17 protein-coding genes are annotated in these 13,840 nt (G+C 68.1%); 4 read left to right on the top strand and 13 right to left on the bottom strand.

Features of this window, described 5'->3' with window-relative positions; translation table 11 throughout:
- Positions 1 to 6: 6 nt before the first annotated feature.
- The 8 genes from MKL11_RS32790 to MKL11_RS32755 all read right to left on the bottom strand — a co-directional run bounded on the left by MKL11_RS32790 (position 7) and on the right by MKL11_RS32755 (position 6,120).
- Entirely contained in the window at positions 7 to 462 is a 456-nt protein-coding gene (locus MKL11_RS32790; protein WP_243951554.1) for a hypothetical protein, read from the bottom strand.
- Positions 455 to 646 (bottom strand): hypothetical protein, encoded by a 192-nt coding sequence (locus tag MKL11_RS32785; RefSeq protein ID WP_243951552.1) that lies wholly within the window; start codon positions 644 to 646, stop codon positions 455 to 457. Before MKL11_RS32785 ends, MKL11_RS32790 begins: the two co-directional genes overlap by 8 nt.
- A 45-nt stretch (positions 647 to 691) precedes the next feature.
- Positions 692 to 2,107, bottom strand: a complete 1,416-nt coding sequence (locus MKL11_RS32780) for a pyruvate dehydrogenase complex dihydrolipoamide acetyltransferase (RefSeq protein ID WP_243951550.1) — start codon at positions 2,105 to 2,107, stop codon at positions 692 to 694.
- Positions 2,108 to 2,111: 4 nt separating this feature from the next.
- Entirely contained in the window at positions 2,112 to 2,705 is a 594-nt protein-coding gene (locus MKL11_RS32775; protein ID WP_243951549.1) for a Uma2 family endonuclease, read from the bottom strand.
- A gap of 14 nt (positions 2,706 to 2,719) precedes the next feature.
- The gene (locus MKL11_RS32770) at positions 2,720 to 3,007 is read right to left on the bottom strand and encodes a DUF5076 domain-containing protein (RefSeq protein ID WP_243951547.1); all 288 of its coding nucleotides are present in this window, start codon (positions 3,005 to 3,007) and stop codon (positions 2,720 to 2,722) included.
- Between the two features lie 70 nt (positions 3,008 to 3,077).
- Entirely contained in the window at positions 3,078 to 4,523 is a 1,446-nt protein-coding gene (locus MKL11_RS32765) for a pyruvate dehydrogenase complex E1 component subunit beta (protein ID WP_243951545.1), read from the bottom strand.
- Positions 4,524 to 4,578: 55 nt separating this feature from the next.
- The gene (gene pdhA, locus MKL11_RS32760) at positions 4,579 to 5,682 is read right to left on the bottom strand and encodes a pyruvate dehydrogenase (acetyl-transferring) E1 component subunit alpha (protein ID WP_243951543.1); all 1,104 of its coding nucleotides are present in this window, start codon (positions 5,680 to 5,682) and stop codon (positions 4,579 to 4,581) included.
- A 126-nt stretch (positions 5,683 to 5,808) separates the two neighbouring features.
- Positions 5,809 to 6,120 carry an FtsB family cell division protein gene (locus tag MKL11_RS32755; RefSeq protein WP_243951541.1) on the bottom strand — a complete coding sequence of 104 codons (312 nt, stop codon included), beginning with the start codon at positions 6,118 to 6,120 and terminating at the stop codon, positions 5,809 to 5,811.
- A 105-nt stretch (positions 6,121 to 6,225) separates the two neighbouring features.
- On the opposite strand from MKL11_RS32755, the gene MKL11_RS32750 reads away from it, so the two are divergent.
- Positions 6,226 to 7,407, top strand: coding sequence for an adenylate/guanylate cyclase domain-containing protein (locus MKL11_RS32750; RefSeq protein WP_243951538.1), 1,182 nt, complete (start codon positions 6,226 to 6,228; stop codon positions 7,405 to 7,407).
- Between the two features lie 220 nt (positions 7,408 to 7,627).
- Here MKL11_RS32750 and eno read toward each other — a convergent pair whose 3' ends face one another.
- Both eno and MKL11_RS32740 read right to left on the bottom strand, forming a co-directional pair.
- Complete coding sequence (eno, locus tag MKL11_RS32745) at positions 7,628 to 8,917, bottom strand: phosphopyruvate hydratase (protein WP_243951536.1); 1,290 nt, start codon at positions 8,915 to 8,917, stop codon at positions 7,628 to 7,630.
- Positions 8,918 to 9,070: 153 nt separating this feature from the next.
- Positions 9,071 to 9,277 carry a hypothetical protein gene (locus MKL11_RS32740; RefSeq protein ID WP_243951534.1) on the bottom strand — a complete coding sequence of 69 codons (207 nt, stop codon included), beginning with the start codon at positions 9,275 to 9,277 and terminating at the stop codon, positions 9,071 to 9,073.
- 119 nt (positions 9,278 to 9,396) lie between these two features.
- Between MKL11_RS32740 and queF the strand changes: the two genes are divergently transcribed.
- Complete coding sequence (queF, locus tag MKL11_RS32735; RefSeq protein ID WP_243951532.1) at positions 9,397 to 9,849, top strand: preQ(1) synthase; 453 nt, start codon at positions 9,397 to 9,399, stop codon at positions 9,847 to 9,849.
- Between the two features lie 64 nt (positions 9,850 to 9,913).
- On the opposite strand, the gene MKL11_RS32730 is transcribed toward queF, so the two are convergent.
- Positions 9,914 to 10,237 carry a hypothetical protein gene (locus MKL11_RS32730; RefSeq protein WP_243951530.1) on the bottom strand — a complete coding sequence of 108 codons (324 nt, stop codon included), beginning with the start codon at positions 10,235 to 10,237 and terminating at the stop codon, positions 9,914 to 9,916.
- A 367-nt stretch (positions 10,238 to 10,604) separates the two neighbouring features.
- Here MKL11_RS32730 and MKL11_RS32725 point away from each other — a divergent pair, with 367 nt between their 5' ends.
- Positions 10,605 to 11,273, top strand: a complete 669-nt coding sequence (locus MKL11_RS32725; RefSeq protein ID WP_243951527.1) for a class I SAM-dependent methyltransferase — start codon at positions 10,605 to 10,607, stop codon at positions 11,271 to 11,273.
- A 7-nt stretch (positions 11,274 to 11,280) separates the two neighbouring features.
- On the opposite strand, the gene kdsA is transcribed toward MKL11_RS32725, so the two are convergent.
- Complete coding sequence (gene kdsA / locus MKL11_RS32720; RefSeq protein WP_243951525.1) at positions 11,281 to 12,135, bottom strand: 3-deoxy-8-phosphooctulonate synthase; 855 nt, start codon at positions 12,133 to 12,135, stop codon at positions 11,281 to 11,283.
- Positions 12,136 to 12,145: 10 nt separating this feature from the next.
- The gene (locus tag MKL11_RS32715) at positions 12,146 to 12,631 is read right to left on the bottom strand and encodes a hypothetical protein (RefSeq protein ID WP_243951523.1); all 486 of its coding nucleotides are present in this window, start codon (positions 12,629 to 12,631) and stop codon (positions 12,146 to 12,148) included.
- Between the two features lie 171 nt (positions 12,632 to 12,802).
- Here MKL11_RS32715 and MKL11_RS32710 point away from each other — a divergent pair, with 171 nt between their 5' ends.
- Positions 12,803 to 13,813 (top strand): alpha/beta fold hydrolase, encoded by a 1,011-nt coding sequence (locus MKL11_RS32710; protein WP_243951520.1) that lies wholly within the window; start codon positions 12,803 to 12,805, stop codon positions 13,811 to 13,813.
- Positions 13,814 to 13,840 lie beyond the last annotated feature (27 nt).

The following is a 13,840-nucleotide window of genomic DNA, read 5'->3' as shown; positions in this document are numbered from 1 at the left end:
CTATACCTATTGATTCTTGATGGCGACAACGACCGCGACGATTATCGATGAGCTGCCTACAAGTGCCAAAATGGCACGCTTCAAGAGTAGGAAGCTGGCTATCTGGCCCCCATGGCGACTTCTGTAATCCTCTAATTCAGCTGCGTCGGGAGTGGCTCCGGCTTCTCTCTGATCACGTAAGAAATTAAGTACTTCGACGGCGCTCTTTCTTTCATACAAGCTCTGTAGAACGTCGCTGAGAGAACTCAAAACTCCGCACACCGCGCCCAGAAGGAAATAGATAGAATATTTTTGCCATACAGCGTTGGTTGATGGGCTAAACACGAAGCCATAAATTGTAAGACTAAGTCCTAGGCTTATAGTTCTGATAGTTGACGAGGCGGTTTCGCTAGATTTTTGGCGTAAATCGACCAATCGATTGCGATAACTTTTAATTTCTTCTATTTCTAAACTGTCACTCATCGAGCTTTTTGGGCCGATTGGGCTGTTCGCGCTTCTCGATTTTATCAGAGCCTTCAATGTCGTGATCAAAAATCATACTGCGAAGGGGCTGATTTTTGACGGGTTTGGGTTGTTCCTTGTCGGGCTTGGGTGGATCTTCCTTCTTGGGCGTTCCACCCTTGTTGTCGCGGCCATCCGTCGTCATTCAAATACCCCGAATAATATAATTGCTCATCCAGTTGCACGCTGCCTACACCAGCATGCCCATCGGGTTCTCGATCAGCCCCTTGAAGGCCGAGACCAGCTCTGCGCCGAGCGCCCCGTCGAGCACCCGGTGGTCGCACGACAGGGTGCAGGTCATCACCTGGACCACGGCCGGCGCCCCGTCCTTCACGACGACGCGCTTCTCGCCCGCGCCCACCGCCAGGATGCTCGATTGCGGCGGGTTGATCACCGCGGTGAAGTGCTTGATCCCGAACATGCCGAGGTTCGACACCGAGGTGACGCCGCCCTGATATTCCTCCGGCTTCAACTTCTTGGCGCGGGCGCGGGCGGCGAAGTCCTTCATCTCGTTGGAGATGGTGGACAGCGTCTTCTCGTCGGCCCGGCGGATCACCGGGGTGAACAGACCGCCGTCGATCGCCACCGCGACGCCGACCTCGGCATGCTTGAAGCGCAGCACCCGGTCCTCGGCCCAGACCGCGTTGGCGGCCGGCACCCGGGTCAGCGCGAGGCCCATCGCCTTGATGACGAAGTCGTTCACCGAGAGCTTGAAGGCGGGCTTGCCGTCCTTGTCCTTGGCCGCGGAGCCGTTGAGCGTCTCGCGCAGCTTCATCAGCGCGTCGAGCTCGCAATCCACCGTCAGGTAGAAGTGCGGGGCGACCTGCATCGCCTCGGTGAGGCGCTTGGCGATGGTCTTGCGCATGCCGTCCAGCGGCACTTCCTCGTACGAGCCCTTGGCGTAGAAGCCCCGGACCTGATCGAGGGTGAGGCCGGCCGGCGCACCGCCAGCGGGGGCCGCCTTCGGGGCCGGCGCGGCCGTCTTGGGCGCCTCGGCGGCGGACTGCGGTGCCGGCGCCTTGGTGATGCCGGACGCCTTGGCGGCCTGAACGTCGCGGGCTATGATACGGCCGTGCGGGCCGGTGCCCTCAACGGCGGCGAGGTCGACGCCCTCCTGCTTGGCGATGCGGCGCGCGAGCGGCGACGCGAACAGCCGGCCGCCGGCGCCCTGGGGCTGCGGGCTGCCGCTGGGCTGCGCACCTTCCGGCGCCTCGTTCACCCGTTCGTAGGACATGTGGCCGCCGCCCGGCGTGGTGTTCTGGTCGGCCGGCGACGGCGCGGCGGCCGATTTCGCCTCGCCTTTGGCCTCCGGCTGGGCCTTGCCGTTGCCGCCGCCCGCGGCCTGCACGCTCGACGGATCCTCGCCCTCCGCGGCGATCACCGCGATCAGGTCGTTGACCGGCACGTCGGCGGTGCCCTCGGGCACGACGATCCTGGCGAGCACGCCCTCGTCGATGGCCTCGACCTCCATGGTCGCCTTGTCGGTCTCGATCTCGGCGAGGACATCGCCGGACTTCACGGCGTCGCCCTCCTTCTTCAGCCACTTGGCGAGGTTGCCCTTCTCCATGGTCGGCGAGAGGGCGGGCATGAGCACGTTGATCGGCATGGCATCAGGTCTCGGGCAAGGCCGGGGCGGCCGGATCGTCGAAGGGAAACAGGTCGTCGAGGGGGAACGGGACGGCGTCGAAGGGCGGCAGCGCTACGGTCTCGCCGCGCTGGACGGTGGCCAAGACCACCCAGCGCCCGTCCGCGAGGCCAAAACCTTCCAGAAAACCTTCACCCGGATCGAGCAGCCAGAGATGGCCGATTCCCGCTTCGGCGTAGATGCGGCGCTTCGGGCCTCGATCGAGCCGGGCTGTCGAGGGCGAGAGGATCTCGCAGACCCAGTCCGGTGGGGTCTCAATATACGCGGACTCCGTTATGGACGGCATCCGAGGTCGGCGCCAGCCGGCGAGGTCCGGCACGACAACATGGGCCCCGAGATGAAGCTCCGGCTCGATCATGAAGAGCCAGCCGCCGGGACCGCCGCGTCCTTGGCGGAAAGGCGGACCCAGCACGGTGTTGAGATCCGATACCGCCAGCGCATGTCGTGGGCGTGGCCGCGGATGCGTCTCCAGCGTCCCATCGACGATTTCGGCCACGAGATGCTCCGGCACCGCCATGAGATCCGCGTAGGTTGCCGAATGGAGAGCGGCCACAGCCATGGTCGGCACCATCGCTAGTTGAAGCCGCCGGGGTCGAGCCCCTCGGCCTCCCAGCCGGCGCGGATGCGCTCGAACGCCTCCTCCTCCGACATGTCGGTCTCCAGCGCGTAGGCGCGGGCCGCCTGCCGGCCGAGGTCGATCAGCAGCCGGCCCCAGATCGCGGGATCGTCGAAGGAGCGGCGCAGGGCGACGCTCACGGCGCCGTCCACCACGGCGGCGCGCAGCACCTCGATGCCGCCCTGGGCACGGGCGTCCGGCGGCACGGCGAGTTCGACGAAGTCCTGTGTGGGATCCTGGCTCATGGTGCGCCGGCTGGTCTCCGAACCCGGACGGGGCGGGAGGACGGCGCTGCGGTGCCGCCCGCGGGTCCCGTCACTTGTAGCAGACGCTCTTGGCCGCCTCGACGACCTCGGCCACGTTCGGCAGCGCGAGCTTTTCGAGGTTCGCCGCGTAGGGCATCGGCACGTCCTTGCCGGTGATGCGCAGGACCGGGGCATCGAGATAGTCGAAGGCGTCGACCATCAGGCGGGCGACGATCTCGGCGCCGATGCCGGATTGCGGGAAGCCCTCCTCCACGGTGATGCAGCGGCCGGTCTTCTTGACCGAGCGCACCACCGTCTCGGAATCCATCGGCCGGATCGTGCGCAGGTCGATCACCTCGGCCTCGATGCCTTCCTCGGCCAGGATCTGCGCGGCCTTGAGCGCGTAGGTCATGCCGATCGCGAAGGACACGATGGTTACGTCCTTGCCGGTGCGGTGGACCCGCGCCTTGCCGATCGGCAGCACGAAGTCGTCGAGCTGCGGCACCGGAAAGGACTGGCCGTAGAGGATCTCGTTCTCGAGGAAGATGATCGGGTTCGGGTCGCGGATCGCGGCCTTGAGCAGGCCCTTGGCGTCCGAGGCCGTGTAGGGGGCGATCACCTTCAGGCCGGGTACGTTCGAGTACCAGGCGGCGTAATCGTGGCTGTGCTGGGCGCCGACCCGGGCGGCGGCGCCGTTGGGGCCGCGAAACACGATCGGGCAGCCGAGCTGGCCGCCGGACATGTACAGCGTCTTGGCCGCCGAGTTGATGATGTGGTCGATCGCCTGCATGGCGAAGTTGAAGGTCATGAACTCGACGATCGGCTTCAGGCCGGAGAGCGCCGCGCCGACGCCGATGCCGGCAAAGCCGTGCTCGGTGATCGGGGTGTCGACCACCCGCCGGGCGCCGAATTCCTGCAGCAGCCCTTGCGTGATCTTGTAGGCGCCCTGGTACTCGGCGACCTCCTCGCCCATGACGAACACGTCGCCGTCGCGGCGCATCTCTTCGGCCATGGCGTCGCGCAGGGCCTCGCGCACCGTGGTGGTGACCATCGGGGTGTTGGCCGGGAACTCCTCCATCACCGGCTCGTCGGCCTTGTTGGTGATGACGGCCGGCGCCGCGGGCGCCTTGGGGGCGTCGGAGCCCGTTTTCGCGGCCGGCGCCGGCTTCTCGGCCATGCCCTCGGCCTGCATGTCCGGCGTTGGCGCCGGGTGACCGCCGGCGCCGTTGGGCTTCGGCTTGCCGCCGCTGGCGGCCGCCTCCGACACGTCCTCGCCCTCGCCGGCGATGATGGCGATCGGCGTGTTGACCGCGACGCCCTCGGTGCCCTCCTCGATCAGGATCTTGGCGAGCACGCCCTCGTCGATGGCCTCGACCTCCATGGTCGCCTTGTCGGTCTCGATCTCGGCGAGCACGTCACCGGACTTGATCGGATCGCCCTCTTTCTTCAGCCACTTGGCGAGCTTGCCCTCCTCCATGGTGGGGGAGAGGGCGGGCATCAGGATGTCGGTCGCCATGCTCAGCTCTGCGGTCGTCTCTATCGGTCGGGGCGGCCAGTGTTTCGGGAACGCGCTAGGCGTGCGCATCCAGCAGGATGTCGGTCCAGAGCTCGGCGGGATCCGGCTCGGGATCGTTGGTGGCGAACTCGGCGGCCGCGTTCACGGTCTCGCGGACCTTGGCGTCGGTCGCCTTGATCTCCGCTTCCGGCACCCCGTGCAGCTCGAGCAGGCGCCTGCGCACCATCTCGATCGGGTCGTGCTCGTCGCGCATCTTCGAGACCTCGTCCTTGGTCCGGTACTTGGCCGGATCGGACATGGAGTGGCCGCGATAGCGGTAGGTCTGCATTTCCAGGATGTAGGGTCCCTGGCCCGTGCGGGCGTGCTCCACCGCCCGCGCCGCGGCCTCGCGCACCGTACGCACGTCCATGCCGTCGACCTGCTCGCCCGGGATGCCGAAGGAGAGGCCGCGCTTGGAGAAGTCGGTCTGCGCCGAGGCCCGGGCCACCGAGGTGCCCATGGCGTAGCGGTTGTTCTCGATCACGTAGACAACCGGCAGCTTCCAGAGCGCCGCCATGTTGAAGCTCTCGTAGACCTGGCCCTGGTTGGCCGCGCCGTCGCCCATATAGGTGAGGCTGACCTTGCCGTTCTCCCGGTAATGGTCCGCGAAGGCTAGGCCGGTGCCGAGCGAGACCTGCGCGCCGACAATGCCGTGGCCGCCGAAGAACTGCTTCTCACGGCTGAACATGTGCATGGAGCCGCCCTTGCCGCGGCTGTAGCCGCCCCGGCGCCCGGTCAGCTCGGCCATGACGCCTTTGGGGTCCATGCCGCAGGCCAGCATGTGGCCGTGGTCGCGATAGCCGGTGATGACCTGATCGCCGTCGATCGAGGCCATCTGCATGCCGATCACCACGGCTTCCTGGCCGATATAGAGGTGGCAGAAGCCGCCGATCAGGCCCATGCCGTAAAGCTGGCCGGCCTTCTCCTCGAAGCGCCGGATCAGCAGCATCTCGTGATAGGCGTGGAGATCTTCCGCGCGGGTGAATTGCGGCATGTTCGGCGCAGGCTTGTGCGCCTCAATGACTTGAGGACTTCCGGCCTGGGAGCTTCCGGCTTCCGGGCTCGCGACCTGCGGTTGCGAGGACGAAGCGTCCTTCGCAGGCTCCTTGGCAGCGTCCATCGGCGCTCTCCCCGTGATTCCACGCGACTGGAACGGGGTGTAGGACAGCACCGTTTGGAAAGCGAGGGTTGACGCTCTGACAGGAAGGCGCTCTTGTCAGAGGGAGTCTAAGGTCGCGCCGGGACGTCAGGGCGTGATGATGACGACGTCGTTGGCGTGGACGCGGCCCAGCACGATCCGGGCTCGCTCCTCGAGGAGGTCGCGGTCGATCTGGTCGCTCTTCAGAAGCGCGACCCGGTGTTCCCAAGTCGCGCGCTCCTCCCGGACGGCCGCGAGTTCCTGCGTCAGGCCGTAGGCGCGGATCTTGAGCACCTTCTTGGCTTCCAGGCCGCGGTTTCCGCTCTCGGCCTGCCACACGAAGAAGCCGACCACGAGCGCCGACAGGGTCCAGAGACCCAGGGGCAAGACGACCATTCTGACGCGGCGGCGGACGACCATGGCGGGAACCTCGCGCGGAAAGGTTAACGGAGCTTTTCGGGGCTGCCGGATCGTGCCCGTAGGGTATGATCCTGTTCGGCCGGATCACGGAGCGACCCCGCGCAGATGGACATGACCGAGCTGGCGCGCTGGATCGCCGAGCACGCCACCGCGACCGACGATTACGAAACGCTGCTCGCCCGGGTCTGCGAGGGCTTGTGCGAATCTGGCGTCCCCCTCTGGCGGGTCAGCGTCATGACGCCCGCCATCGACCCGATGGTGCGCGGCGTCAGCTTGAACTGGCATCTCGGCCAGGGCCTGAGCTTCGTGCCCAATCCCCACGGCGCCGAGCAGGAAGCGGATTGGCTGCGCAGCCCGATCTTCGCGATGCTGGAGCGCGAGGAGGTGTTTGGGCGCTGGTGCCTCGACAGCCCGGGGCCGGAGACCGACTATCCGGTCCTGCACGACCTCCGCGCCGAGGGCGGTACCGAATACGCGGTCCACATCGTCGGCTTCGCACCTGGCACGGCGCTACGCGGCGTCGCGCTCTCGTTCTGCACCTGCGCGCGCGCGGGCTTCTCGCAGGCCGACCTGGCGGCAGTGGCCGAAGTCCTGCCGGTCCTCGCGCTCGCGGTGGCCAAGCTCGGCTTGGGGCATACCCTGCGCGAGGTCACGGCCACCTATCTCGGGCGCTCGACGGCGGAGCGGGTGCTCGACGGCCAGATCCAGCGCGGCCAGGGGCGGGCGGTGCCGGCCGCGATCCTGCTGACGGACCTGCGCGGCTTCACGGCCCTGTCCGACCGGGCCGATCCCTACGACATGGTCACGTGGCTCAACGCGCATTTCGACGCGCTGGGCGATCCGGTGGCCCGGCACGGTGGCGAGATCCTGAAATTCCTCGGCGACGGCTTCCTGGCGATCTTCCCGGTGGCCGATGCCGGCATCCTCCCCTGCCCGGTCTGCAGCAGCGCCCTCGACGCCGCCGCGGACGGGCTCGCGGCCAACGCCGCGCTCAACGCCCGGCGCCGCGAAGCGGGGCTTCCGGAGCTGACGGCCGATTGCGTCGTGCATTTCGGCACGGTGGTCTACGGGAATGTCGGGACGGAGCGGCGCCTCGACTTCACGGTGATCGGGCGGGCGGTGAACGAGGCCAGCCGGATCGAGAGCCAGTGCGAGGTACTCGGCCGTTCGCTGCTGATCTCGGATTCCTTCGCGGAGCGGTGCGGCCGGGCGCTGGACGCCGTGGGCGTCATCGAGTTGCGGGGCCTGGCGCGCCCGCAGAAGGTCTGGACGCTGCCGGCGGAGTGATGTCACCGTCATTGCGAGCGCAGCGAAGCAACCCAGTGCAGCGCGCAATCTCAGAATGTTGCGGTTCCCTGGGTTGCTTCGCTGCGCTCGCAATGACGGTCCGGGCGAGCGATCTTGAGGGAGATCGTTCACCCGTCGCTTTCGGGATCGTCCGGGCCCGAAAGACGAGCCGCTTATGTCGTCCCTCACCGCACGGTGGCGAGAGACGACGCGGGCGCGCTCAGCCCCGCGCCAGATGCTTGATCGCCGAAGCGCCGGCGTAGAGCGCCTGCGGGCCGAGGCCCTCCTCGATGCGGATCAGCTGGTTGTACTTGGCCAGTCTGTCGGAGCGGGCGAGCGAGCCGGTCTTGATCTGCCCGCAATTCGTCGCGACCGCGAGATCCGCGATGGTCGAATCCTCGGTCTCGCCGGAGCGGTGGGACATCACCGCGGTGTAGCCGGCGCGCTGGGCCATATCGACGGCGGCCAGGGTCTCGGTGAGCGTGCCGATCTGGTTGACCTTGATCAGGATCGAGTTGGCCGTGCCCTCGGCGATGCCGCGGGACAGGCGCTCGACATTGGTCACGAACAGGTCGTCGCCCACGAGTTGGCAGCGTGCGCCGATCTTGTCGGTCAGGAGCTTCCAGCCGGCCCAATCGTCCTCGGACATGCCGTCCTCGATCGACAGGATCGGATAGTTGGCCACCAGCTGCGCCAGATAGTCGACCTGCGCCTCGATCGAACGGATCGTGCCCTCGCCCTCGTAGGCGTAGGCGCCGTCCTTGAAGAACTCGGTGGCGGCGCAGTCGAGGCCGAGGGCGATCTCGGTGCCGGGCTTGAAGCCGGCGGCCGTGATTGCGTCCATCACGAAGTCGAGGGCGGCCTCGGCGGACGGCAGGTTCGGAGCGAAGCCGCCCTCGTCGCCGACATTGGTGTTGTGGCCGGCCTTCTTCAGCTTGCCCTTGAGGGTGTGGAACACCTCGGAGCCCATGCGCACGGCGTCGGCGAGCGACTCCGCCCCCACCGGCAGGATCATGAATTCCTGGAAGTCGATCGGGTTGTCGGCATGCGCCCCGCCGTTGATGATGTTCATCATCGGCACCGGCAGGACCCGGCCCTGCACGCCGCCGACATAGCGGTAGAGCGGCAGGCCGGAGGCCTCGGCCGCAGCCTTGGCGACCGCCAGCGACACGCCGAGGATCGCGTTCGCCCCGAGGCGCGCCTTGTTGGGGGTGCCGTCGAGCTCGATCATCGCCTCGTCGACGGCGACCTGCTCCTCGGCCTCCATGCCGCCGATCGCGTCCAGGATCTCGGTCTGGGCGGCCTCGACCGCCTTCAGCACGCCCTTACCCAGGAAGCGGCTCTGGTCGCCGTCGCGCAGCTCGACCGCCTCGTGCGCGCCCGTGGAGGCGCCGGACGGAACCGCGGCGCGTCCGAACGAGCCGTCCTCCAGCAGGACATCGACCTCGACCGTGGGGTTGCCGCGGCTGTCGAGGATCTCGCGGGCGCTGATATTGGTGATCGCGGTCATGGAACGTCCTCTCACGGGGCCGCTTGTCGGCGGCGGCAGCCCCGATCCGGGGTGCGGCGCATCGCGGCGGCTTATCCGTCAAGCCGCGTCCGGCGGCAAGCACTGGCGTAGGCGCTGCCTGTGCACGTGCCGTGACAGTGCAGGGCCGCAACCCTACCGTGCTCGCGCCGAAACCGGATGCCGGATCGGCACCGCGGATAGCGACCGATTCAGCTTGCGCAACTGCCTGTCGTTGCGAGCGCAGAGATCATGTCGGCTCATGGCGTCCAGCATGCGCTGAGCAGCGTCGTTCCCGCTGGCCTGGGCGGGGACGGTCGCAGCTGTGATGACGCCGATCAACCCGAGGACGGTGAGACGCATGGTGCCGGGGCTCGCATCAGACGACACTGACGGTCGCGCGGACCCTGGCTGAGGACGGTAAAGATTGGGTCGTGGCGCGAATGGGTGCGCTGGACCGCGCCCGGCTTTATAGGGACACTATGACCACGTCTGATACCTTACAGCTGGGCCAGCCCACGGCGCTGCCCGCCTCGCCCACCGAGGCCCGCCTCGACCGGGTGCCGAATCCGCATGCCGACACCGACTATGTGGCACGCTTCACCGCGCCGGAGTTCACCTCGATCTGCCCGGTCACCGGACAGCCGGATTTCGCCATCTTGGTGATCGACTACGTGCCCGGCGACTGGCTCGTGGAATCAAAGTCGCTGAAGCTCTATCTCGGCGCCTTCCGCAACCACGGGGCGTTCCACGAGGATTGCACGGTCGCGATCGGCAAGCGGCTGCGCGACCTGCTGGAGCCGCGCTACCTGCGCATCGGCGGCTACTGGTACCCGCGCGGCGGCATCCCGATCGACGTGTTCTGGCAGACCGGCGAGGCGCCCAAGACGATCTGGCTGCCCGAGACCGGCGTCGCTCCCTATCGCGGGCGCTGAGCCCGACACGAAAAAGGCGACCGACTCGCGCCGGTCGCCTTCTGATCCGTTTGGATCGCAGTCCTTAGTAGGGCGCGCCGTAGTAGCCATAGGCCGGAGCGCCATAGCCGTAAGCCGGGGCGCCGTAGACCGGGCCATAACCACCGCCATTGTAGTAGTTGCTCGCCGCACCGGCGGCGACCGCACCCGCCGCAAGGCCGGCGATGCCGAGGCCGATGGCCGCACCGGTGCCGATGCCGCGACGTCCACCCCGGTAGCCATAGCTGTGACCATACCCGTGGCCGTAGCCACCGTGGAAGCCGTAGGGACGGGCTTCGGCGCCGGTCGTGGCGGCGACGCTGCCGAGAGCCAGGGCGGCTGCGGTGGCGATGATACCAATCTTGCGCATAATGTTCCTTCTCGATCCTCGATCGAACATGCCCATTAACGTGGCCGCTCGGCGAAGGGTTCCAAGTTTTCGCGGGCGATTTCCGACGGGATCGGCGGTCTGTGTGAAATTTATCTTCGTCGCTCGGTCTGGAGGCGACGTCTGGTGCCTGAGCTCGTCGGACCGCCGCTCGATCGTCTTGCGAATATTTTCCGTTGCGTGGCGCCGACGGGTCGAAGTCCTTCGTCGAGGCTCCTTGGTCGCGCGTCGAGACGATCGCGCCCGAAGCGCATCAGCCGGGATGACGCCGAGCCACGCATCCTGTTCCAATCGAAAAGTGCTTAAGAGCAGGGGCGCTGCGAATAACGCGGTTCCGGAGAGCCACACGATGGATGCCCTGACGCTGATCCGCGACACCTTCGCGCCGCTCTCCGGCAAGCGTATCCTCGACATCGGCTGCGGACCGGGGACCCTGGCGAAACGGCTCGCCGAGGATGGTGCGACCGTCACGGGCATCGATCCGGGCGCGGCGGCGCTGGAGAAGGCCCGGGCCGCCGTGCCGTCTGCGCGGTTCGAGGCCGCCTCCGCCGAGGCTCTGCCGTTCCCCGATGCGAGCTTCGACGGCGCCGTGATGCTCAACGCCCTGCACCACGTGCCCGACCCGGCCGTAGCGCTTGCCGAGGCCGCCCGGATCCTGGCGCCGGGCGGGACCCTGGTGGTGGTGGAGCCGCTGGCGGAGGGCAGCTTCTTCGATGCCCTGCGGCCGATCGAGGACGAGACCGCAGTGCGAGCCGCCGCCCAAGACGCTATCGCGGCGGCGCTAGGGAGCGGCGCCTTTCTATGCCGGCAGGACGTGACCGTGGCGCGGCGCGAGAGCTTCGCCGCCCTCGACGCCTTCCTGGCACGGGTCAGCGCGGTCGATCCCACCCGCGCGGCGACGATCGAAGCGCGGCGGCCAGTGGTGGAGGTCGCGTTCCACAAGGCGGCCGAGCGCGAGGCCGACGGGCGCTACGCCCTGGTCCAGCCCCTGCGCATCCACGTGCTCCAGCCGGCCTGATCCCGGATCAGGCGGAGCGCTTCTTGGCGAGGCGGTCGAAGGCGATCAGCTCCTCGAGGAGCGCCGGCATGTCCCGCAGGGCCACCATGTTGGGGCCGTCCGAGGGCGCCCGGTCCGGATCGGGGTGGGTCTCGATGAACACCCCGGCGACGCCGACCGCCACGGCGGCCCGGGCCAGCACGGCAACGAATTCCCGCTGGCCGCCGGAACTGGCGCCCTGGCCGCCCGGCTGCTGCACCGAATGGGTGGCGTCGAACACAACCGGCGCGCCGTGGGTCACCTGCGCCATGATCGGCAGGCTGCGCATGTCCGAGACCAGGGTGTTGTAGCCGAACGAGGCGCCGCGCTCGGTGACGATCACGTTCGGGTTGCCGGCTTCCGTCACCTTGGCGGCGACGTGCTTCATGTCCCAGGGCGCCAGGAATTGGCCCTTCTTGATGTTGACCGCCCGGCCGGTGGCGGCGGCGGCCAGGAGCAGGTCGGTCTGGCGGCATAGGAAGGCCGGGATCTGCAGCACGTCCACGGCCTCGGCGGCGAGTCCGCAGTGCTCGGCGGCGTGCACGTCGGTGAGCACCGGCAGGCCCAGGGTGTCCCGGATCTCGGCGAAGACCGGCAAGGCGCCTTCGAGACCGATGCCCCGGGCCGCGCTGCCGGAGGTTCGGTTGGCCTTGTCGAAGGAGGTCTTGAACACGAGGCCGATCCCGAGGGCCGCCGCCATCTCCTTGAGGGCGGCGGCGATCTCCAGGGCGTGGTTGCGCCCTTCGAGCTGGCACGGGCCGGCGATCAGCGTCAGCGGCAGGTGGTTGGCAAAGCGCGCCGCGCCGACTTGGACGACGGGGCCGGGTGTTTCGCGTGTCGACATGGGCTGCGCTCTACCCCGCGCGGCGGATTCGCGAAACCCCGGCCCGGGGCGCGACCCGGCAGACCGTGAGGTCGTCCCGCAGCCCATCCGCCCGGGGGCCGGTCTCGCACAGCATCAGCGCCCGGACGGTGCCGCCCCGCTGCGGCGCGTCGGCCAGCAGGCTGTCCTGATGGAGGTTGAGCGCCAGCACCTCCGCGGCGGGGACATCCACCCCGGTGAGGGCTCGGGCGGCGAGCCCCACCAGGGTGAAGTAGGCGCGCGGCGGCTCGCGGTCCCGGGAGGCGATCGTGATCCGGGCCGGCGCCCGGCAATCGAGGCTCATCCGCTCGGCATCCTGCGCGCGGAACACCGCGAACGGGCCCTCCCGCCCGGCCAGCGAGGCGCCGGTGATCCGGATCACCTTGGCCGCGAGGGCGTCGCAGGCATCCGCGGCCTGGGCCGGCACCGCGGCGAGGATCAGGGCGCCGGTGAGGACTGCCAGAATGGGGAGGCGCATTGGGACGAGGCTCCTGCGCACCGCGTTGGGGAACGGCGGGACGTCTCAGAGATAGCGCGGGCTGGCGCGGTCGCGAAGATGCGTGTCACCGACGATTGGACAGGCTGGCCAGGATGCCCAATCTGAGCGGACAACGCGGCGCCTCATGTCGGTCAGGTTTCCAGGTAGCTCATGCTTCGATCCGTCCTTGCATCTCTCATACTGGTCCTGGGGTACCCCGGCGCTGCGTCGGCCAACCGGCTGCCGACACCGTCGTTTGGATCGCAACTCGAAGGGTTCGAGTACCCCTTCCCGGTGCAGCGCTTCACATTCCCGTCGCAGCGCCAGGCGCTGGAGATGGCTTACATCGATGCCGCACCGGAAAACCCGAACGGGCGCACCGTCGTGCTGCTCCACGGCAAGAATTTCTGCGCGGCGACCTGGGAGAGCCAGATCCGGGCGCTGACCGGGGCCGGCTATCGGGTGATCGCACCGGACCAGATCGGCTTCTGCAAGTCGAGCAAGCCGGCCGCGTACCAGTTCACGTTCCGCCAGCTCGCCGAGAACACCCGTGCCCTGCTGGACAGGCTCGGGATCGCGCGGCCGATCCTGGTCGGCCACTCCACCGGCGGCATGCTGGCCGCGCATTACGCCCTGATGTACCCGACGGATGTGGCGCAGCTGGTGCTGGTGAACCCGATCGGGCTGGAGGATTGGAGCGCCAAGGGCGTGCCCCCGGTCTCGGTGGAGCAATGGTATCAGCGCGAGCTGAAGGTCTCGGCGGAGTCGATCCGCGCCTACGAGACCGCGACCTACTATGCCGGCCAGTGGGAGCCCCGCTACGAGCCCTGGGTGAGGATGCTGGCCGGGCTCAACGCCGGCCCGGGCAAAGAGGCGGTCGCCTGGGACTCGGCGCTCCTCTACGACATGATCCTGACCCAGCCGGTGGTCTACCGGCTGCCGCAGATCGCGGTGCCGACCCTGCTGATGATCGGCCAGAAGGACAACACGGCGATCGGCAAGGACCTCGCTCCGCCGGAGATGCGCGGCAAACTCGGGAATTACCCCGAACTCGGCAAGGCTGCCGCGAAGGCGATCCCGGGGGCCCGGCTCGTTGAGTTCCCGGCGCTGGGCCACGCGCCGCAGATGTCGGATCCCGACGGGTTCAACAAGGCGCTGATCGACGGCATTTCTGGGCCCTGACCGCCGCGTCGCCCTCTCCCGTGCAGA

The sequence above is a fragment of the Methylobacterium sp. J-077 genome, assembly GCF_022829365.1.
In the GTDB taxonomy this organism is placed as follows: Bacteria; Pseudomonadota; Alphaproteobacteria; order Rhizobiales; family Beijerinckiaceae; genus Methylobacterium.
This window is presented reverse-complemented; position numbering and strand designations above follow the sequence as displayed.